The organism is Winogradskyella sp. (assembly GCF_016744625.1).
Taxonomy (GTDB): Bacteria; Bacteroidota; Bacteroidia; order Flavobacteriales; family Flavobacteriaceae; genus Winogradskyella.
In genome coordinates this window covers 30,654-51,361 of record NZ_JADGDZ010000007.1, presented here as the reverse complement: position 1 = coordinate 51,361, position 20,708 = coordinate 30,654, and the positions used below count along the sequence as shown (strand labels likewise).

The window sequence follows — 20,708 nt, the reverse complement described above, 5'->3', positions numbered from 1 at the left end:
TCTTAAAAAATTTTCATTTTATAAGAATTACTTAAAATTAGACGTTACTATTCTATAAATTTAGGGAATTGAATTATCTTTAAATTCTAAAATTCTATTTAAGATTAATTACTATGTTAAAACGCCTCCTCATTATTCTGTCTATATTGGCACTAGGCTTACTTTTATATTCTGTCTTTGTTGAAAATATTTTCTCACCACGCTTAAGTCCAAAAGATTCTGCTAAGATTTCACTCAATGATTTAGATTTAAAAGTGGAATACAACAGACCATCTAAACGCGAACGTGAAATATTTGGAGCACTTGTTCCTTTTGATAAAGTCTGGCGAACAGGAGCTAATGAAGCTACTACCTTTTCTACCAATAAAGATTTAGTAATTGATGGTATGCTTTTAAAGAAAGGAAAATATACCATTTGGACGGTTCCTATGGATAAATCTTGGAAAGTGATGTTTAATTCTAAGCAATATGATTGGGGCGTGAATGAAAGAATGGTACCAATGTGGGATCCAAATTATGATGTGATTGAAATTGAAGTCCCAACAAAACAAATAGATGAAACCGTTGAAGAATTCACAATTGCTTTCGATAATACCACAGGAAGTTTAAAACTCTCTATGGCTTGGGATAGTACTAAGGTTGAAGTTCCTATTGAAGAACGCACCTCTAAAAAACCATAACAGATCTAAGGTGGCAAAAAAAAACCAAACATATAAATCTGCTCTCAATGAGCAAGATGGTATAACACCACCTGAATCCTTAAGTTCTGATTCTGCTAAGACTATAAAAGTTAATCGCCAAAAAAAGCCTTCTATACAAGACTTAGTTTCTGGTATTACATCTGGAGACATTTCCGCTTTGAGTCGTGCAATAACTTTAGTAGAAAGCACCAATTCTACCCATACCCAAAAAGCACATAATATCATTACGGCTTGCTTGCCTTTTGCAAACAAATCTATAAGAATAGGAATTACTGGAGTTCCTGGTGTTGGAAAAAGCACCTTTATTGAAGCCTTTGGATGTCATCTAACTAGCTTAGGTAAAAAAGTTGCTGTTTTAGCTATAGATCCAAGTAGCAGTTTAAGTAGAGGTAGTATTTTAGGAGATAAAACTCGAATGGAAGACTTAGTAAAAGATAAGAATGCTTTTATTAGACCATCTCCATCTGGTGATTCTCTTGGAGGTGTTGCCAGAAAAACCAGAGAAACTATTATTCTATGTGAAGCTGCTGGATTTGATACTATTATTATAGAAACAGTTGGTGTTGGGCAGAGCGAAACCGCTGTACATAGTATGGTCGATTTCTTTCTCCTTTTAAAATTAGCTGGAGCTGGTGATGAATTACAAGGTATAAAACGTGGTATCATAGAAATGGCAGATGCTATTGTGATAAATAAAGCAGATGGTGATAATGTGAAAGCAGCAAAATTAGCTAAAGTTGAATTTAATAGAGCTTTACATTTATATCCTTCAAAAGAATCAGAGTGGTCACCAAAAGTATCGCTTTGTAGTGCGTTAAAACAAGAAGGCATTCCTGAAGTTTGGGGCATGATTAAAGATTATAAATCAACAACCACATCTAACAAATATTTTGAAGTCAACAGAAATAATCAAAATAAGTTTTGGCTGTTACAAACTATTGAAGAACGCTTAAAATCTAATTTCTATAATTCAGCTAAGATTAAAGCAGAATTACAAGCTCAAATTAAATTGGTTGAAACAGGAAAAACGACACCATTTGCAGCTGCCGAATACTTACTTTCGTTCTAATAGAAAAAACAATACTTTTGCACAGACTAAGCAATCAAACGCATGACATATAAGTTCACTATTGTAGTTCCTGTTTATAACGAAGAGGAAAATTTAGAACGTGTAGAAACTGAACTTTCTAACTATCTGAATATTGCAACAGTACCAACATCTATTCTTTTTGTTAATGATGGTTCTAAAGATAATAGTCAAGCTTTAATTGAAAATATATGCCAACGTAACGAAGCCTTCGAATACATTTTATTTAAAGAAAATAGAGGTTTAAGTGCTGCTATAAAAGCTGGCTTTGACCATGTTGATTCTGAGTTAGTTGGCTATATAGATTCAGATTTACAAACGTCACCTGAGGATTTTAATATCCTTTTAGAACATATTGACACACATGAGTTGGTAACTGGAGTACGCTCTAACCGAAAAGATTCTTTTGTAAAAAACATGTCCTCTAAAATTGCCAATGGTATTAGACGCGCTTTTACTCACGATGGTATGGATGACACCGGTTGTCCGCTTAAGGTTATTAGAACTGATTATGCAAAACGTATTCCTATGTTTAGAGGTTTACATCGCTTTTTACCAGCAATGGTTATGTTACAAAACGGACGTGTTACTCAAATAACAGTTCAGCATTTTCCAAGGATTGCGGGAACAGCAAAGTTCGGACTTTGGAATAGACTTCTTGGACCTTTGATGGATTGTTTTGCATACTTGTGGATGAAGAAAAAATATATTAATTACGACGTAGCTAAATCCAGTAAATGAAGGATTGGATCATTTACAGTATCGGATTTTTAGCCCAGATTTTATTTTCTTCTCGGTTAATCATTCAATGGATTACTTCAGAAAAGCAACGCAAAGTTATCACTCCAACAACATTTTGGACACTTAGTTTAGTTGCCTCTTTCTTACTATTTATTTATGGCTATTTACGATTAGATTTCGCCATTATGCTTGGGCAAAGTTTAACGTATTTTATCTACATCAGAAACCTACAATTACAAGGGCAATGGAAAAAATTTCCAAAAATTGTTCAGTATTTATTATTTATAGTTCCCATTCTTATTGTCGTATTCTATTACAACAATAACAAAATAGACATAGAACTTCTATTTAAAAATGAAGCTATTCCACTTTGGTTATTAATTCTTGGTATTGTAGCACAAGTCATTTTTACTTTGCGCTTTGTATATCAGTGGATTCATTCTGAACGTAATAAAGAATCAACTTTACCAATGGGTTTTTGGGTTTTAAGTTTAATTGGAGCTGGTTTAATATTAACTTACGCGATTATCAGAGAAGATCCAGTGCTTTTTGTAGGTCATTTATTTGGACTCATCATTTATGCACGTAATGCCTATTTAATAAGACAAACAAATGATTAAGCTCTTAGAAAAATATCCTATTCTTGGTTTATTGCTTTTCGTTATTGTGATGCTTGGTTTTACAATTGACTCAATTCCTGTGAGTATTATGGAAGCTCGAAATTTTATTTCAGCAAGAGAAATGCTCACCGATAACAATTGGATTTTAACCACTATGAATGGAGAAGCACGTTATCAAAAACCGCCTTTACCAACATGGATTACAGCAGCTTTCGGATTTGTTTTTGGAATTAAATCGGTCTTAGCTTTACGTTGGCCTGCTCTACTCTTTCTAGCCAGTATAGGCATATCAACCTATCTACTTTCTAAAAAATTAGAACTTCCTAAATCACATAGCTTAATCAATGGATTTATTGTACTAACTTCATTTTATGTTATAGGTATTACCATTGAAGCACCTTGGGATATTTACACGCATGGTTTTATGCTAATGGCTTTGTTACAATTATTTCAATTGTTCCATAAAGCAAAAACACCAATTACACATAGCTTACTGTTTGTGCTCTTTTTAGCTGGTTCTGTATTATCCAAAGGTCCTGTTTCATTGTATGTACTGTTTTTACCTTTTGTAATTGCCTATGGTATTGCTTTTAAATTTAAAGGCGGTCCACTTCATTTCTTGAAACTCTTTAGTCTTTTAATATTCGGAATTGTATTAGGTGGTTGGTGGTATTTTCATGTACGTGTTGCAGATCCTGAAACCTTTACAACTATTGCAGAACGCGAAACGTCTAATTGGAGTAGTTATAACGTTAGACCTTTTTATTATTACTGGAGTTTCTTTGTGCAAAGTGGCTTATGGACTGTACCTGCTTTTATTAGCTTACTCTATCCTTATCTAAAATCTAGAGTTTCAAATTTAAAGGCTTATCGTTTTAGTTTCTTTTGGACAATTATTGCAGTGATTCTCTTATCTATTATTCCTGAAAAGAAATCGCGTTACCTGATGCCTGTTTTAATTCCTTTAGCAATCAATATTGGATTTTATATTGAGTATTTAATTCGTGAATTCAAAAATTTGAAGTCTAAAAAAGAAACGATTCCTGTTTATTTTCAATTTGGATTGATTGCAACTATTGCAACCTTGTTTTGGGTGGTTTGGTTTTTTTCGAATGAAGTTTTAGTCGGAATAGTTTTATTTAGATTTATAATTACATCTTTAGCTTTATTAGGTATTGGTGTTCTAATTTTCAAAAATCTAAAAGTAAAGAACATTAAAAACGTATTCTATTTGGTAATTGCATTTATGGTAAGTATAGGTTTGTTTGCATTGCCAATATCTAAGACACATACTCAAGATAATTATAAACCTGTATCACAACTAAATGACCAAAACCTTAAAGTATATAGTTTAGACTATATCGCACCAGAAGTGATTTATAATTATGGAGACAAGATTCCAAGTATTACAACCAGCGAAGGCTATGCTATTCCTAATGAAAAGCAATTCTGCTTATTAACCAATAAAGCCAAACCTGAAACAATTGAATCATTATCGAAGTTATATACAATTGAATTTTTGGATACTTACGATTTAAACTTCTCTACTAAAGATTCTAGAGGTTACAAAACAAGATTGGTCAATCAGCTTTATAAACTTACTTTGAAGTAAATCGTTTAAGAAGGTATTTATTTAACTTATAGAATCCAAAACCTGCGAGCGCACCAAATGTCATTCCGCATAGAATATCAATTGGATAATGTACACCAACATAGATTCGACTATAAGCGACAATAAAACTCCAAAATAAGAGAATAAAAATAAGCTTTTTATAGTAAGGTCGTAATACCAAACCGCCAAATACAGCTGCAGCCATAGAATTAGCAGCATGGCCAGAAAAGAAACTACGATTAGAACTGCAACGCTCTGCTATATATCTAATCATATCCATAATATCTTCGCAAGCACAAGGTCTAAAACGAAGCACAGAACGCTTTACAATATTCGTCGTTTGATCTGTAAAAGTTATCATAGCTGCTATAACCACAACCATAATTAACAAAGGTTTTAAACCATAATTTTTATAAATTAAAAATAAAAGAATAGCGTATAAGGGAGCAAAAGTGAACTCATCAGTGATAACTAACCATAAACCATCCCAAGTTGAAGAGCCCAACCCATTGAGATATAAAAAAAGTTCTGTATCTAATTCTAAAAGTTGCTCTAACATTAATCGTCGTAACGCTCTACTTCTCTATCGTAAAAGTCTGTAGCTTGTTGAATATAATTTTCAGTTTCAGTTTCCAATTCTTTTTCATCATGTTGATCAAATTCCTCAAACCATTCTACTTCGTCGTTTTCAAGATTTATGATAAACCTCGGAAATTCTGTATGTATAATGTAAATCGCATCTGGATGATCTGTATTGTCTCCTAAAATGAATTTTGGTAATTCCATATTCTAACTTTTGTCTTGTTGCAAAATTAAACGCTTTGTGAGATAATTAAACCTAAAATACAATAAAATTGCAGCGACACTTAATCCTGCTAATAGTCCGAGCCATATTCCTAGACTTCCATAAGCTTCCTCCTTGCCTAAAAAATAACTAATCGGAAAACCAATAACCCAATACGAAATAAAGGTTATTATAGTCGGAATCTTAACATCTTGTAAGCCACGTAATGCGCCAAGTGTAATAACTTGAAGGCTATCGCTAATCTGAAAAACAGCAGCTGCTAATAATAAAGTCGCTGCAATTTCTACAACCTCAGCTGTATCTAAGGCATTAGTAGGATCATCTAAATCCACATACAAATCTGGAAGCATCGTATGAAAAACCACAAAGAACAGTGCAAACACAACGGCGAAAATAAAGCCAACCAAAAAGATAGATTCTGCAATACGTTTTAAAGCTTTAAAATCTTTTAATCCTTTTTGATTACCAACTCGTATCATAGCAGCTACGCTTAATCCCATAGCTACCATAAAAGTCATAGACGATAAGTTTAATGCTATTTGATTGGCTGCTTGAGCATTTGCTCCCAAAGTACCACTCAACCAAATTGCAGCTGTAAATATGCCGACTTCAAAAAACATCTGCATGGCACTTGGCATGCCTAAATTCATTAATTTATTAATTGGTTGTTTACTGAGTTTAAAGAACTTTATATTGGTAACATAGGCTTTAGATTTATCTCGTTTTGCCAATAACCACCATAAGTAAAACAACATAACAAAGCGAGATATTAAAGTACCTACTGCTGCTCCAACAATTCCCATTTCCGGAAAACCAAACTTACCAAAGATTAAAACGTAATTGATAACCACGTTTAAAATATTAGCCACAATCGTCGCATACATTGGATATTTAGTCAAAGACAAGCCATCACTAAACTGCTTAAAGGCCTGAAATATAATTAAAGGCACCAAAGAAAAAGCCACCAAATCTAAATACGGAATAGCGAGCTCTACGACTTCCTCTGGTTGATCCATCACATACATTAATGGTTTGGCAACAAGCAACATTAAGAATAACAATAAACCCAAAACCGTACACAGAAAAAAGCCATGTTTAAAAACAGATTTTCCTTTAGTAAAGTTCTGCTCAGAATCTGCTTCTGCAACTAAAGGTGTAATGGCTGTAGAAAATCCAATACCCAAAGACATCGCAATAAAAATAAAGCTATTACCTAAAGACACAGCTGCTAATTCTGCAGCACCTAATTGCCCAACCATCACATTATCTACAAAACTGACAAAGGTGTGCCCAAGCATACCTAGAATCACTGGAGATGCTAGTTTAAGGTTATATTTAAATTCTTTGGTATAGTTGCTTAAAACCATGGCGCAAAAGTAGTGCTTAGGTTTTTGTTGTGCGAATTAATTATGAGGTGAATTTGGGTGGTTTAGCTTAACGTGTTTCTTTAGTTTGCATTAAATATCTTTAAATAGAAAAAGAGGAGAACTATAACGTGTTTTAGAATATAAGATCCATGACACGTACGTGTATGTATAATGGGTTGTTAGACTTTGCTATTTCTTTAACAGTTTTTTGTAGAAAACTCTATTATCAGCTTCAATTACAATAAAATAAATACCATCATTTAAGTCAGAAATGTCAAATTCAATATTTTTTTTGTGTAATTCATCAAAACTTCTTACAACCCTACCAAAGCTATCTAGTAAATAAATTCGCTTATAGAACACTTTCTCTAAATCTAAATTGACTTTTGTTGATGCAGGATTAGGATATATACTAAAACTATCCCTTTCTGAATCCTCAAAACTATTGACTGACAAAGAAGTATATTCTGCAGTAGTTGAAGCTGTATTAGTCACAACGGATGAATCACATATTGTAGACTGGAATGACGATAAAACAATATCTACATTAATAGTGTAATTACCACTATTAATTAGAGGAATAAAAAAATCATGCTCTAAATTAGTATAAGCTAAAGTGCCATCTTTGCTGTAACAAATTGAAAGATTTATAATGCTATCTTCTATTGAAAAATCACTACTTAAAAGATTGAAACCTTCAACTTCAAAAGTTTTAACATTTACATTTAAACCTCCTATTACTTGAGAGGCAGAAGTACTAACTATATCTATAGCAAATGATGGTAAAAAGACTATTAATAATAGTAAAAGAGGTATTATTTTTTTCATTTTTTTAAATATTTCGTTGTATTCAATCATTATAAAAAAACACTAACCTAAGATAAGTAATTATTTTCATATATTATTTAAGGTGTTTCAGTTTGTAATCCTTAAATAACACTTTGTCGTCTCAGTCACATTTTGTTAGTTAAGATGGACAGTCAGCAGTAAAATCAATTATCAACTTTCACACTATCTGTGCCTTGAGCCATGCAGACCAACATAGCTTTTCTTATTTTATTAAAAAATTCTCATATTTAAAAAGAATATTAATCAATTGGTAGGATAAAAGTACGTTCAAATGTTATATAATAAGGGTAACAGACTTGTAGTCAATTAAGCAAACAATATTTTTATTATATTCGTGCTAAAACCAAAACAAAACATCATCAAAAAACTACTAATACATGCTAGTCTAGCACTATTTATTGTTGTGCAATTTTCTTGTAGCAATGATAACGATTCTACTGGTGAGGACGATTATGTTCCAATACCTGTTTCACCTGTAGTATTAGATATGGACGCTTTCCCTTTTAATACACTTTCAGAATACAACTTTTTTGAAGGCAGTATGAAAGCACAAGAACCTGTACTTGGAGTTATTCCTTACGAACCAATTTCAACCTTATTTACAGACTACGCCAAAAAGAAACGCTTTGTTTGGATGCCTAGTGATGTAAAAGCCACTTATGTAGGAGATAATAAGCCTTTAGATTTTCCTGTAGGAACAATTCTAATCAAAACATTTTATTACAACAATGTACAACCAGCTAACACTACGCGTATTATAGAAACACGCTTAATGTTAAGGAAAGCAGACGATTGGCATTTTGCTGATTATATATGGAATGACGATCAATCAGAGGCAATGTTTAGTCTTGACGGTTCATCTACCAATATAGATTTTCTGGAAAATGGTATTGCAAAAAGCACAAATTATAGAATTCCATCCCATGCGAAATGCTTTACCTGCCATAACAGCCAATCCAATCCAATCCCTATTGGTTTAAAACCGCAAAACTTAAATAGCATATATACTTATACTGATGGTTCTCAAAACCAATTAGAAAAATTAATAGCAGAAGACTATTTAGAAGATAACTTACCTGCAACAATTAATACAGTTATTAAATGGAGCGATGAAACACAACCCATTGACATACGAGTACGCTCGTATATTGATGTCAATTGTGCTCATTGTCACTCAGAATTATCATATTGCGATTACAGACCAGTGCGCTTTGCCTTTAATGAAACAGTTAATGAAACTAACTTAGGTGTTTGTGTAGATCCGGAGACAGCAATCCCTGGAATGACAAAAATTGTAGCACCAGCCTTAAAAGAACGTTCTGTAATGTATCTTAGAATAAATACAGAAGCAGAAGAATTGAGAATGCCATTGTTAGGCAGAACCATTATCCATGAAGAAGCCGTTGCGCTTATAGGCGAATGGATTGATGGCTTAACAACAGAATGCGAATAACTATAACCAACACTATGAAGCGAATCCTTTCGATATCATAGTGTAAAAAAAATGACTTATGAAAAAAATTACACTATTACTAACCTTACTAATATCTTGCTTTTTTGCAGGTGCGCAAATCACAGTAGATTGTGCAGTAGGACCTACAAACACAACGTATTGTTATACCGATAGCGACACTACAAATTTCGTTTTTACAAGTTCTGATGGATCAGATTTACGAGTGACATTCAATGCAGGACGAGTAGAAAATAATTTTGATAAATTGATTGTACTAAATACGAATGGCACCGAATTATACAACGGATATGGAAATAATGGAGATTTAACTGGTCTTACATTTCAATCTAATGGCGATACGATTACTGTTTCTATAAATTCTGATAATACAATCAATTGCGCAGATAATAATTATGTGCCTTGGGATTTCGATGTCAATTGTGCAACATGTTCAAACCCAACAGCAACCTATACGATTGTAGATGACTGTGCTGCAAGTAATGGATTTTTAATAGATGTTAACGTTACTGATTTTGGAAGCGCTACTTCTTTAACAGTATCTGACAATCAATCTAGTGCTACACAATCATTAAATGCTTCTGGAACGGTTCAATTCGGGCCATATCTAAACGCTACTAACGTTGTCATCAATATTCAAAATGATCAGGATGTTAATTGTTCTGTAAACAGCAGCTCAATAACACAAAGTAATTGTCCACCTCCAGGACCAGTTGGTGTTACATGCGCTTCCGGATCTTCGACTTTTATCTATACAGAAGAGTTTGATTCAACTTCTGGTTGGGCTGGAGATTTAAACGGTGGAAACGGAAGTTGGGAAATCCCTAACGAATCAGGATCTGGTGGTACTGGACCTAACAATGCGTTTAGTGGTTCAAACTTCATGAATTACGAAGCCTCTGGAAACACAACAGCTACAGCTTCTGCAATAAGCCCTGCAATAGATTTATCAACAGCAACAGATGGTGCAGAATTATCTTTCTATATGCATGCGTATGGAGAGGATATGGGAACTTTAAATGTAAAGGTCGGAACTTCTATAGGTGGTTCTTTTACAACAGTATTTTCACATACAGGAGAATTACAAACAAGTGGAACTGAAGCATGGATTCCTATTGGTATCAACTTAGATGTCTATGTAGGACAGGTAATATATTTAGAATTTAGCCATACAGGAACAGGAACAGGTTTTGCAGGAGATATGTCTATTGACTATGTACGTGTAGAAACGTGTGGATCCTTCTGTATTGCTCCTTCAAGTATTGGAGTTAGTGCTGTAACGCAAACCTCAGCAACCGTATCTTGGACAGCAAATAGTGGAGAAAGTAATTGGGAGTATGTTGTACAGACTTCTGGAACAGGAATTCCAACAGGATCAGGAACTGCTACAAGTACAGCAAGTGCAAACTTAACAGCCTTAGATCCAGGTATAGTATATGAAGTATATGTACGTGCAATTTGTGGATTAGATACTAGTATTTGGGGAGGACCTTTAGTGTTTTCAACATCAAACCCACCAGCTCCTTCAACATTTACAAGTTCAACAGTTTCAACTTCTGGAACACAAAGAGCTGCCGTAGATATGAATGGTGACTTTTTAGATGATGTTGTTTCTATTGGTAATACCAATGTAAATATTTTCTACCAACAAGTTGGTGGTGGATTAAGTGGTACAGCAACAAATATAGGTACAACGAGTGCAGACAATTCACCTTCTTGGAGTTTGGCTGCTGCCGATTTTGATAGAAATGGGTATACCGATTTATTATATGGAGGAGGAAATGGTGTTACTTTTATGAAAGCCAATGCTTCGGGAACTGGGTTTACAGAAATTTCAGGTCCAGAAGACGTATTCTCTCAACGCTCTAACTTTGCCGACATTAATAATGATGGTCACTTAGATGCCTTTGTATGCCATGATGTTGATGCCAATGTATATTATATAAATGATGGTAGCGGAAATTTATCTTATGGACAAGGCGATTTAGGACTTGTAAGAGGAAACTATGGTTCTATTTGGATTGATTATGATAATGATAGAGATTTAGACATGTTTATTGCAAAATGTGGTGGTGGACCAATCAATCAACTATTCACTAATAATGGTGATGGAACTTACACAGATACTGCACCAGCTCAAGGGCTAGACGACACCATACAAACATGGTCTTCAGCTTGGGGAGATTTTGATAATGATGGTGACATGGATATGTATATTGGTGCTAGTTCTGGTGTGTCTAAATTATTAAGAAATGATGGTAATGGTGTTTTCGTTAATGTAACTGCTACATCTGGAGTTTTAGATTTAACAGCTACAGGTATTGAAAACTGTACACACGATTTTGACAACGATGGAAATTTAGATATTGCTTCTAACGGAAATATCCTATTTGGAAAAGGCGATATGACATTTAATGCCTATGAAAATATTTTATCTGGAAACAATGGTTCTTTTGGAGATATGAATAACGACGGATTTATTGATGCTATTTCTGGTACTACTTTATTAACAAATGACGCTAACAGTAATAATTGGATTAAAATTACCACTACTGGAGTTCAAAGTAATATTAACGGTATTGGAGCCAGAGTCGAAGTTCATACAGCTTCTGGTATTCAAATTCGTGATGTAAGAAGTGGAGAAGGATTTCGTTTTATGAGTTCGTTAAACACACATTTCGGAATTGGAACAGATACTGCTATTACTAATATTATTATTTACTGGCCATCTGGTATTGTTGATAACATAACAAATCCTACAATTAATACACATCATATAATTATTGAAGGGCAAAATGTATTAAACATTGAAGACGAGGCGTTTAAAAGTATTACTATCCACCCTAATCCTGTTGGAAAAGTGATTAATATTAATAGCTCTGTCAACTTGGTTGGAAAAATTGCAACAATTTTTAATATTGAAGGAAAACGTGTGATGAACTTAAAGTTAGAACAACACTCTATTGATGTGTCTAACTTAAGCCAAGGCAATTATATTTTGCGTTTAGAATCTGAAGGGAAAGTATTTACCGAGAAATTCATAAAACAGTAAAAATTAAAAACTATTAAAATATAAAACTCCAATGCTTATTTAGTATTGGAGTTTTTTTATAATTACTCAAAACAAAACACAAAAGTTATTATTTTGATTTGAGTTGTTTTTATAAATTTTGAGGAGCGCTTAACGTTGTTGTATATGGTTTGTTGCGTGATTTAAGCACCTAATTAGCAAATACAAACCAAATAGAAAATCCGCGAGGATTTTCGTAAGTAGGCTAGAACTAGCAATAAATTATATACGGTGTTGCCAGTAGTTTTTATATTGATCCAAAACTAATAGATGGTCTTAAGTCGTCTGTTTTTCCCAACTCTTCTCCAAAGAAACCAATAATTTGAATTTTTCCACTTTTATCAAGCCAACGACATTCAACTTCGTTTATATCATTATGAACATCAATTACTACCATAATTAATGTTGTGTTGCTTAAATGGTAAACCTTGTCTCCTCTTTTAAAATCTTTAATTGTATATTTTCCCATAATCGTTTAATTCATTAAAACTTTTAATTCTCTATGTAGTGCACCGAAAGTTGCATCAATTGTATCTTTTGCAAACGGAATATAAACTAGACCGTGAATATTACTTGGAATATTTACTCCACTTTCGTGAAGTAGAACCACATTATTCAGTCCATAAAAACCTTGAAAGAATCCAATTTCGTGCATTACATTTTCTCTTGCTCTTATATCGCCATCTTCTGTAATATCATCTCCAGTCATTACGATTACAGCCACTGAACATTTCTGCGCTTCTTCCGATAATTTTTGTAAAATTGTTCTTCCTAAATTTGCCTCTTGTGCTAATTCCAGAGTATTATGTTCAAGGTCTTTTTCTAAATAAGCTTGAAGCTTTCTCCATTCTTCACTTCTTCCGTGACTTATAAAAACTCTATTAGCTTTTTTTATTTTTTCAGTTTTTTCTCCAATTCGCATATTTGAATAAACCTCCAACACATAATCAAGATTATTTATTAATGGTGTAATTCCATATCTTTGATACAAGCTATCATTTCCGCTATTACCCAATGATTTGGGCAAAGACAAATTCGGCAAATCATCAAATAATCCGTCAAATTGGGTTTCTAATTTTTTAATTAGAGTTTCGTATCGAGGAAGTAACGGTTCAATACTACTTCCAATACATCTATCTCCGTAACCATATTCAATACTTTCAAAGCTCTTTTTCAGAGCTGCTATTTTGGCTAATATTATTGATTGTTCACTCATTTTTTTAAATTACTGCCAATGTTATGATATGACGTCGTTTTAATGACTTATATCAAACGTTAAGCGAAGTTAGTTTTTCTATAGTATAAAATCAATACGTAGAACTACGTAATTTTAAAGCAATAAGAGCGTTTTTAACTAATGTGAACCAATATTAAGTTTAGCCTCTTCAAACTCAGCAACCATATCTTCAACAATCTCAGCAACTGGCTTAACATCGTTAATCAATCCAGCGATTTGCCCAATTTCTAATTCACCATCATCTAAATCACCTTCAAACATACCACGTTTGGCTCTTGCTCTTCCTAAAAGTTCTTTAAGCTGTTCTGGTGTTGGTGCCGTTTTATAGAGTTCTTGTAATTCGTTGTAAAACTTATTTTTTATGAGTCGTACAGGTGCTAATTCTTTTAAGGTTAATTGCGTATCTCCTTCTTTAGCATTAACAACCATCTGCTTAAAGGCTTGGTGTGCAGAAGATTCTTCACTAGCTACAAAACGACTGCCAACTTGTACTCCATCTGCTCCTAAAACCATACAAGCTAGCATGGCTTTTCCTGTAGCAATACCTCCTGCTGCGATTAATGGAATTTGAAGTTGTTCTTTAACCATAGGAATCAACGTTAAGGTTGTGGTTTCATCTCTTCCATTGTGTCCTCCTGCTTCAAAACCTTCGGCTACGATAGCATCTACTCCTGCGTCTTGTGCTTTTAAGGCAAACTTTACGCTACTCACCACATGTACTACAGTTATACCTTTATCCTGTAACCATTTGGTCCAAGTCTTTGGGTTTCCTGCAGATGTAAAGACAATCTTTACCCCTTCTTCTACAATAATATCCATTATCTCAGTGATGTTTGGATATAGCATTGGCACATTGACACCAAACGGTTTGTTGGTTGCAGCTTTACATTTCTGAATGTGCTCTCTAAGTACATCTGGATACATGGAACCTGCTCCAATTAATCCTAAAACTCCTGAGTTACTTGCAGCTGAAGCTAGTCTCCAACCACTATTCCATATCATACCAGCTTGGATGATTGGGTGTTTTATATTGAAAAGTGTTGTGATTCTATTAGTCATTTTATGAATTTGTATCTTATATAGATTATAAAATTCGTCAATTCGAGTGAATTTCACGATACAAATGAGTGAAATTTGTATCGAGAATAAAAATTTAAACTATAGCATAGTTCTCGATACGATTTCTAATACTTCAAAATCTCTCGAACTGACGTATCGACTTAATATGAACTACGAATAAATTTGAATGTTTTTGAATTCGTTTCCGAAGAAAGTTTCATTATATAAATTCCTGTTGCTAAACTTGAAACATCAACCGTTTTATAATCTGCTTGAATAGCTTTGCGCAAAACTTGCTGACCTAGTTGATTATAAATTGAAAGCTCCACCTGATTTGCAGATGAAGGCAACCTAAGGTTTAATTCATCATTAACAGGATTTGGATAAAAACTAAAGTATTCAATCAATTCTTCATCAATAGATAGCGCAATACTTCTTGCCAAATCTAAATCTGGAATCCCATAACCTAATAAATCATCTGGAGTTGTATACTGAGAAGCTGACTGTCTTACATAGTCCATCACTTCAGTTGGTGAAGCATCTGGAATCGCCTGCCATAAGGATGCAATCCCTCCGCACAAAATTGGTCCACTAAATGAGGTTCCATTATTTTGAACAATGCTATTAGTTTCATTTATTACATAAGCATTACCTGCTCTAGCAACCACATCTGGTTTTTGATAGCCAACTTGCGCTGCACCACCTTGAGAACTAAATGGCACATAATCACCAGCTGCATCTACTCCTCCTATGGATAACACATCTGGAGAATCAGCAGGCGCACCAACAGTTTGCCATGCAGTTGCACCAGCATTACCAGCACTTACAACTACTAAAATTCCTTTTTCTACAGCAATAGAAGCTCCTTTAGTTATAAAAGCCACTTGGCCATTCATATCTGCTGGAGTATAATTGTAGTTCGCATTATCGAACACTCTATAACCTAAGGATGTATTTATCATGTCTACTCCCAAACTATCTGCACGCTCAGCAGCTTCTACCCAATAACTTTCTTCAACTGGTGTTTCACTGGCCGCATCTTCTGTTAGAAATAAATAATACGACGCATCTGGTGCTGTGCCCACAAATTGATCTTGCACAAAACCTGCCATATTACTAAGAACTCTCGTGCCATGAGAACTTGCTGCGCTTGCATACACATCTGAATCTCTATGTACAAAATCGTAACCATTTAGCAAATCCCCATTATCTCTTAAACGTTGAAAAGCTCCCATCGTATCTACATTAGGGAAACCAGAATCCATAACTGCAATTGTAATACCTTCTCCTGTAAAATCTGCAACATGCAAATTATCTACATTAATCATTTCTACCTGATTTTGTGTATCACCATAGGTAAATATCACATTCTCATCCTCAACATTTGTTTTATCTTGAATCGCTTCAGAACGCGATAACACATCTAAGCCGTTATCTGCAAAATCAATACTATCTATATAAATTAATGTACCTAAAGCATTAATATCTGCTTCAGTTCCTCTTACATGTACTGCATTAAACCATTTTGATTTTGCCAAAACCGTGATTCCTATTTGCGTTTTTAAATCTGAAATGTAAGATTCATTTACAGGTACATCACGTTCATCAATAATAACGTTATGATTCTGTTTTCTATTGATTGCTTTTTGTGTGAGAATACTAATAGGATCTGCCAAAGCAGCAGATACATTTGGCTTATCTGTAAGATAAATCCAAGCATCTTCTTGAGCATAGCTGTTTATTGTAATGAGGAGCAATAAAAGCATGGTTAATTTTCTTAACATGGCTTTTTTATTGCAATTTACGGAATTAGTCTTAAACTCTTTATGCTTATATGAGATCCCGTTCTTCAGCGGGATTAGTTCAATTAAAAAGTTTGATATCGTAAAATTTTACTCAGCAAACTTTAATTTCACTAAGAAATAACTCCTGAACCTACCAATTCGTCCTTAAGATACCAAGCAACGAACTGTCCTTCAGTAATTGCAGATTGTTTGTTTTCGAACTCTACATATAAACCTGAAACTACTTTATGAAGTGTTGCTTTTTCGAGTTGTTGCCTATATCTAATTCTAGCCATTACTGACATCGTCTCACCTTCTGACAAAGTTAAATCTTCTCTGACCCAATGTAATTCTTCATTGGTTACAAACAATACATTCCTATATAAACCTGGATGGTTTTTTCCTTGACCAGTATAAATGATATTCTCATTGACGTCAGTATCGATAACAAAAAGAGGTTCTACTGTTCCACCAACTGCTAATCCTTTTCGTTGTCCTTTAGTAAAGTAATGCGCACCTTGATGCTGACCTACAACTTTTCCGTCGGATATACTATAAACTGGCTTTTTAGATAAAAACGCTAATTCGTTTTCTTTTGAATTAAATTCTGGAATAACTTGGCTATAAGTTTCAAACGTATCTTCAATCTCAACAATATCACCTGCTTTAGGCTTTAATTGCTGTTGAAGAAACTCAGGAAGTCTAACTTTACCAATGAAACATAAACCTTGAGAATCTTTCTTTTCTGCTGTAATTAAATCTTGTGCTTTTGCAATGGCTCTTACTTCTGGTTTTAATAATTCACCTATAGGAAATAAGGCTTTTGCCAATTGTGTTTGAGATAATTGACATAAGAAATACGATTGGTCTTTATTGTTATCTGCACCAGCTAAAAGTTGGTGTACCTCTTTATCATCTTTCTCAATCGTTCCTTTTCTGCAATAATGACCAGTTGCAACATAATCTGCACCTAGCTCTAGAGCAATATCCATAAAGACATCGAACTTTATTTCTCGGTTACAAAGTACATCCGGATTTGGAGTGCGGCCTTTTTCGTATTCGTTAAACATATAATCTACAATACGTTCTTTGTATTGCACACTTAAATCGACCGTTTGAAAAGGAATACCCAATTTATCAGCGACCAACATAGCGTCATTACTATCTTCTAACCAAGGACACTCATCTGAAATAGTCACAGAATCATCGTGCCAGTTCTTCATAAACAGGCCTATAACCTCGTAACCTTGCTCTTTTAATAGATAGGCTGCAACGCTAGAATCTACTCCACCAGAAAGCCCTACAATTACTCGTTTCATATAATTTCCTGCCTTTTGGCTGGAATCTCTTTTTAATTAATTCACTGTTTATTTATACGTCAGTTCGAGTGATTCCGATTTTTTATCGGAATTGTATCGAGAACCTTCAATTCTTTTAAATACTTCTCGATAAAATTCCAAAAAAGGAATCTCACTCGAAGAGACGAATTCAAACATTATTATTTGTCTAAAAACTTCGGCAAAATTACAAATAAAAATAGCAATCGTATTAAGATTGCTATTTCAAAATTCTATAGAATATATAGTTAAAAACTATTCGTATTTCTTTATAACTTTATTAATGGTATGATCTATTTCTTTAGACAATTTGCCAGCTTTATAATATTTCCAAATCCCCTTTTTTTCATCTTCTATATAATTCCCTTCGGATGTTATGTTGCCTTCTGAATCAGAATTAACGGACTTACCATGTAGTATATCGTCCTTATAATTTGTAATCCTCAATACTATGTTTTTTTCAGAAAACCATTTGGCTTCACCATTTAACTTTCCTTTTTTATAAAATGCCTTTTCCGCAAGTAAATCATTTTTGTAGTAAACAAAACGCTCTCCTTCTAATAGGCCATTAGCATTGTAATTTTCAACAATCATTTTAGCCGCTGAATTCTTATGATAAAAAACCCATTGTCCAATATATCTTCTGCCATTCATTTTTCCATGGCTTATTACTTTTTTATTGGACGCAAAAAAAGTCACATTCGCTAAACTGTCTTTCTTATTAAAAACTTTAACTGCACTTAAAACACTTTTCCCTTTTGATAAGGTGTAATACTTAAACGAATCTATCTCTTTACCATGATCAAAAACACCTTCATATCGTTTTTGATCTGTTTTATGGTAATCTTTAGTCCATAAACCGTGGCGTTTATTTTCTTTATCGAACTGATTAATAGATTTCTGAGCAAAGCTCATAAAACAAATCCATACAAAAGAAATACTTAAAACTAATTTTTGTGTAGTCATATTAGTTAAACTCAAAAAAACAAAAATTATTTCTTTCTCTTTTGCTGCTCCTGTTTTTGCTGCTCAGCTTGAGCCATCATATCAGCCATTTTCTTCTGAAACTTATTTTGCTTCTTAGGTTTTGTTTTACTGACTTCAATCTTAGCTAAAACTTTATCTTCATCGATAATGTAGTTTTTAATCACTATCATAATACCAATACTAATTAAGTTAGATATGAAATAATATAAACTCAAACCAGATGCATAGTTATTAAAGAAAACTAACATTAAGATTGGCGAGAAATAAATCATGTATTTCATCATTTTACCCATATCTGGCATCCCTTCTTGTGTTGGCTGTGTTGCCATTTGTTGACCTGTTGTCATTTTCATATAAAAGAAAATTGCAACTGCTGCCAATATTGGAAATAAACTTACGTGATCTCCATAAAATGGAATATTAAAAGGTAAATCTAATACAGAATCAAAAGAACTTAAATCATCTGCCCAAAGGAAACTTTTTTGTCTTAACTCAAATGCTGTTGGAAAGAACATAAACAACGCATAGAATACAGGAATTTGCATTAAACCTGGTAAACAACCACTTAAAGGGCTAGCACCAGCTTTACTCTGTATTGCCATGGTTTCTTGTTGTGCCTTTAACTTATTGTCTTTGTACTTTTCTCTAACAGCATCTAACTCTGGCTTTAAGATTTTCATCTTTGCTTGAGATAAGAACTGCTTATATTGTACAAAAGACAATACTATTTTTACCAAGATAGTCATCACAATAATAGCAATACCATAAGGCAAAAATCCACTTAGGAATCCAAACAATGGAATAAAAATCATTTTATTAATCCAACCAAAAATCCCCCAACCAAATGGAATACTTTCATCTAAGCCTTTATTATAAGCCTTTAAAGTCTTAGCCTCAGTTGGCCCATAATACAACCCTAAGCTCTTATTAATCTCTCCTCCATTATAAGCCAAAGGAAACTTTGACGTGTACATTTTAGTAAAAAGAGTATCTATTTCTTCATCTTCTACTAAGTTTTTAGACGTCATAACCACATCCTTAAAAGGACTATCGTTTGCAACTAATATAGAACTAAAGAAGAACTGTCTGTAAGATAACCACTCTACACCTTCAACGGTTTCATCATCATCTCCCATTTGAGATAATTTATCAACTTTATCTTCATCGTGCATATAAGTTAACCTTGTATAACGGTTTTCGTAACTTATACTTTTAGCATGTCTAATCTGTTTCTGTTTCCAATCTAAAGTAATAGGCTGTGAGGTATTAAATACTCCACTTAAACCTTGTGACTTAATTGAAAAATCAATCATATAGTCATTAGGCTTTAACTCGTAACGGTATTCTAAATATTCAGATTCAGAAAATTTAAGCTTCATAGAAACTACAGTATTCTCTCCACTTTTTGTAACACTAGGCTGAAAAGGAAAATCTTGCGTGTTATGTGTACGACTATCTGAAGTGCTAAATGTGATATTAAAAGCACTATTATTATCTTTAACTAAGTAAATAGGCACAGAATCGTAATCGACAAAATTTCTCAGTTTAACCTGAGCCAAATGACCACCATTTCTATTAAACTTAAGTTCGAAAACATCTGTTTCTACAGTCGTAATATCCTCACCTGATAATGTTAAAGCATAAGAAAGTGCACCTATCTTACTCTGAGCTGCCACAAGTTGTGTAGAATCTAAAGCTGTGGTATTCCCATAATCATTTGAAGTAGTGACTACAGCTTCATTTTGTTTGCTCACTTTTTGTTCTGCTTCAACCTGCTCTTGCTGTGCTACTTTTTCAGCTTCAATTTCCTCAGGTGTCGGACTGTTTTGATACATTATATATAACAGTATCCCAAAAATGAGTACGAATCCAATTATAGAGTTAATGTCGAATTTCTTTTCTTCCATTGATTTTCAATTTTAGACCTGTCAGGTTTTGTAAACCGAACAGGTCTTGAGTGGTATTAATTGGTTAACTCAAA

18 protein-coding genes are annotated in these 20,708 nt (G+C 33.6%); 7 read left to right on the top strand and 11 right to left on the bottom strand.

Features of this window, described 5'->3' with window-relative positions:
- The first annotated feature begins 113 nt into the window (after positions 1 to 113).
- The 5 genes from QZZ53_RS03030 to QZZ53_RS03010 are packed head-to-tail and all read left to right on the top strand — an operon-like array spanning position 114 to position 4,761.
- On the top strand, positions 114 to 680 hold the full coding sequence (locus QZZ53_RS03030; protein WP_296381325.1) for a DUF2911 domain-containing protein: 567 nt from the start codon (positions 114 to 116) through the stop codon (positions 678 to 680).
- A gap of 10 nt (positions 681 to 690) precedes the next feature.
- Positions 691 to 1,770 carry a methylmalonyl Co-A mutase-associated GTPase MeaB gene (gene meaB / locus QZZ53_RS03025; protein ID WP_296381322.1) on the top strand — a complete coding sequence of 360 codons (1,080 nt, stop codon included), beginning with the start codon at positions 691 to 693 and terminating at the stop codon, positions 1,768 to 1,770.
- Between the two features lie 42 nt (positions 1,771 to 1,812).
- Positions 1,813 to 2,529 carry a glycosyltransferase family 2 protein gene (locus tag QZZ53_RS03020; protein ID WP_296381320.1) on the top strand — a complete coding sequence of 239 codons (717 nt, stop codon included), beginning with the start codon at positions 1,813 to 1,815 and terminating at the stop codon, positions 2,527 to 2,529.
- On the top strand, positions 2,526 to 3,149 hold the full coding sequence (locus tag QZZ53_RS03015; RefSeq protein WP_296381319.1) for a lipid-A-disaccharide synthase N-terminal domain-containing protein: 624 nt from the start codon (positions 2,526 to 2,528) through the stop codon (positions 3,147 to 3,149). Before QZZ53_RS03020 ends, QZZ53_RS03015 begins: the two co-directional genes overlap by 4 nt.
- Positions 3,142 to 4,761, top strand: a complete 1,620-nt coding sequence (locus tag QZZ53_RS03010) for a glycosyltransferase (protein WP_296381317.1) — start codon at positions 3,142 to 3,144, stop codon at positions 4,759 to 4,761. The genes QZZ53_RS03015 and QZZ53_RS03010 overlap by 8 nt, the downstream gene beginning before the upstream one ends.
- Here QZZ53_RS03010 and QZZ53_RS03005 read toward each other — a convergent pair.
- The 4 genes from QZZ53_RS03005 to QZZ53_RS02990 form a co-directional block, all read right to left on the bottom strand.
- Positions 4,748 to 5,320 (bottom strand): phosphatase PAP2 family protein, encoded by a 573-nt coding sequence (locus tag QZZ53_RS03005; protein WP_296381315.1) that lies wholly within the window; start codon positions 5,318 to 5,320, stop codon positions 4,748 to 4,750. The genes QZZ53_RS03010 and QZZ53_RS03005 overlap by 14 nt on opposite strands.
- Positions 5,320 to 5,547, bottom strand: coding sequence for a hypothetical protein (locus tag QZZ53_RS03000; RefSeq protein ID WP_296381313.1), 228 nt, complete (start codon positions 5,545 to 5,547; stop codon positions 5,320 to 5,322). Before QZZ53_RS03000 ends, QZZ53_RS03005 begins: the two co-directional genes overlap by 1 nt.
- A 3-nt stretch (positions 5,548 to 5,550) precedes the next feature.
- Positions 5,551 to 6,933: an MATE family efflux transporter gene (locus tag QZZ53_RS02995; protein ID WP_296381310.1), complete on the bottom strand. Its 1,383-nt coding sequence runs from the start codon at positions 6,931 to 6,933 to the stop codon at positions 5,551 to 5,553.
- 189 nt (positions 6,934 to 7,122) lie between these two features.
- Positions 7,123 to 7,761, bottom strand: a complete 639-nt coding sequence (locus QZZ53_RS02990; protein ID WP_296381309.1) for a T9SS type A sorting domain-containing protein — start codon at positions 7,759 to 7,761, stop codon at positions 7,123 to 7,125.
- Positions 7,762 to 8,116: 355 nt separating this feature from the next.
- On the opposite strand from QZZ53_RS02990, the gene QZZ53_RS02985 reads away from it, so the two are divergent.
- Both QZZ53_RS02985 and QZZ53_RS02980 read left to right on the top strand, forming a co-directional pair.
- Positions 8,117 to 9,235 (top strand): hypothetical protein, encoded by a 1,119-nt coding sequence (locus QZZ53_RS02985; protein WP_296381308.1) that lies wholly within the window; start codon positions 8,117 to 8,119, stop codon positions 9,233 to 9,235.
- Positions 9,236 to 9,293: 58 nt separating this feature from the next.
- On the top strand, positions 9,294 to 12,305 hold the full coding sequence (locus tag QZZ53_RS02980) for an FG-GAP-like repeat-containing protein (protein WP_296381307.1): 3,012 nt from the start codon (positions 9,294 to 9,296) through the stop codon (positions 12,303 to 12,305).
- A 265-nt stretch (positions 12,306 to 12,570) separates the two neighbouring features.
- On the opposite strand, the gene QZZ53_RS02975 is transcribed toward QZZ53_RS02980, so the two are convergent.
- From QZZ53_RS02975 to yidC, 7 genes are all read right to left on the bottom strand, one after another.
- Positions 12,571 to 12,792 (bottom strand): hypothetical protein, encoded by a 222-nt coding sequence (locus tag QZZ53_RS02975; RefSeq protein WP_296381305.1) that lies wholly within the window; start codon positions 12,790 to 12,792, stop codon positions 12,571 to 12,573.
- A 6-nt stretch (positions 12,793 to 12,798) separates the two neighbouring features.
- Complete coding sequence (locus QZZ53_RS02970) at positions 12,799 to 13,539, bottom strand: nucleotide-binding protein (protein ID WP_296381303.1); 741 nt, start codon at positions 13,537 to 13,539, stop codon at positions 12,799 to 12,801.
- Positions 13,540 to 13,677: 138 nt separating this feature from the next.
- On the bottom strand, positions 13,678 to 14,619 hold the full coding sequence (locus tag QZZ53_RS02965; RefSeq protein WP_296381301.1) for a nitronate monooxygenase: 942 nt from the start codon (positions 14,617 to 14,619) through the stop codon (positions 13,678 to 13,680).
- Between the two features lie 161 nt (positions 14,620 to 14,780).
- Positions 14,781 to 16,403 (bottom strand): S8 family serine peptidase, encoded by a 1,623-nt coding sequence (locus QZZ53_RS02960; RefSeq protein WP_296381299.1) that lies wholly within the window; start codon positions 16,401 to 16,403, stop codon positions 14,781 to 14,783.
- A gap of 131 nt (positions 16,404 to 16,534) precedes the next feature.
- The gene (gene mnmA, locus QZZ53_RS02955; protein WP_296381297.1) at positions 16,535 to 17,722 is read right to left on the bottom strand and encodes a tRNA 2-thiouridine(34) synthase MnmA; all 1,188 of its coding nucleotides are present in this window, start codon (positions 17,720 to 17,722) and stop codon (positions 16,535 to 16,537) included.
- A gap of 273 nt (positions 17,723 to 17,995) precedes the next feature.
- Positions 17,996 to 18,706 carry a toxin-antitoxin system YwqK family antitoxin gene (locus tag QZZ53_RS02950; protein WP_296381295.1) on the bottom strand — a complete coding sequence of 237 codons (711 nt, stop codon included), beginning with the start codon at positions 18,704 to 18,706 and terminating at the stop codon, positions 17,996 to 17,998.
- Between the two features lie 26 nt (positions 18,707 to 18,732).
- The gene (gene yidC / locus QZZ53_RS02945; RefSeq protein ID WP_296381293.1) at positions 18,733 to 20,634 is read right to left on the bottom strand and encodes a membrane protein insertase YidC; all 1,902 of its coding nucleotides are present in this window, start codon (positions 20,632 to 20,634) and stop codon (positions 18,733 to 18,735) included.
- Between the last annotated feature and the right edge of the window lie 74 nt (positions 20,635 to 20,708).

What these genes read in the sequence shown, in the direction of transcription:
- QZZ53_RS03015 (WP_296381319.1), top strand. Translation starts at nt 2,526, where the DNA reads ATGAAGGATTGGATCATTTACAGTATCGGATTTTTAGCCCAGATTTTA.
- QZZ53_RS02965 (WP_296381301.1), bottom strand. Translation starts at nt 14,619, where the DNA reads ATGACTAATAGAATCACAACACTTTTCAATATAAAACACCCAATCATC.
- QZZ53_RS03005 (WP_296381315.1), bottom strand. Translation starts at nt 5,320, where the DNA reads ATGTTAGAGCAACTTTTAGAATTAGATACAGAACTTTTTTTATATCTC.
- yidC (WP_296381293.1), bottom strand. Translation starts at nt 20,634, where the DNA reads ATGGAAGAAAAGAAATTCGACATTAACTCTATAATTGGATTCGTACTC.
- QZZ53_RS02990 (WP_296381309.1), bottom strand. Translation starts at nt 7,761, where the DNA reads ATGAAAAAAATAATACCTCTTTTACTATTATTAATAGTCTTTTTACCA.
- QZZ53_RS03030 (WP_296381325.1), top strand. Translation starts at nt 114, where the DNA reads ATGTTAAAACGCCTCCTCATTATTCTGTCTATATTGGCACTAGGCTTA.
- mnmA (WP_296381297.1), bottom strand. Translation starts at nt 17,722, where the DNA reads ATGAAACGAGTAATTGTAGGGCTTTCTGGTGGAGTAGATTCTAGCGTT.
- QZZ53_RS02960 (WP_296381299.1), bottom strand. Translation starts at nt 16,403, where the DNA reads ATGTTAAGAAAATTAACCATGCTTTTATTGCTCCTCATTACAATAAAC.
- QZZ53_RS03000 (WP_296381313.1), bottom strand. Translation starts at nt 5,547, where the DNA reads ATGGAATTACCAAAATTCATTTTAGGAGACAATACAGATCATCCAGAT.
- QZZ53_RS02980 (WP_296381307.1), top strand. Translation starts at nt 9,294, where the DNA reads ATGAAAAAAATTACACTATTACTAACCTTACTAATATCTTGCTTTTTT.
- QZZ53_RS02970 (WP_296381303.1), bottom strand. Translation starts at nt 13,539, where the DNA reads ATGAGTGAACAATCAATAATATTAGCCAAAATAGCAGCTCTGAAAAAG.
- QZZ53_RS02950 (WP_296381295.1), bottom strand. Translation starts at nt 18,706, where the DNA reads ATGACTACACAAAAATTAGTTTTAAGTATTTCTTTTGTATGGATTTGT.
- QZZ53_RS02975 (WP_296381305.1), bottom strand. Translation starts at nt 12,792, where the DNA reads ATGGGAAAATATACAATTAAAGATTTTAAAAGAGGAGACAAGGTTTAC.
- QZZ53_RS02995 (WP_296381310.1), bottom strand. Translation starts at nt 6,933, where the DNA reads ATGGTTTTAAGCAACTATACCAAAGAATTTAAATATAACCTTAAACTA.
- QZZ53_RS03010 (WP_296381317.1), top strand. Translation starts at nt 3,142, where the DNA reads ATGATTAAGCTCTTAGAAAAATATCCTATTCTTGGTTTATTGCTTTTC.
- QZZ53_RS03020 (WP_296381320.1), top strand. Translation starts at nt 1,813, where the DNA reads ATGACATATAAGTTCACTATTGTAGTTCCTGTTTATAACGAAGAGGAA.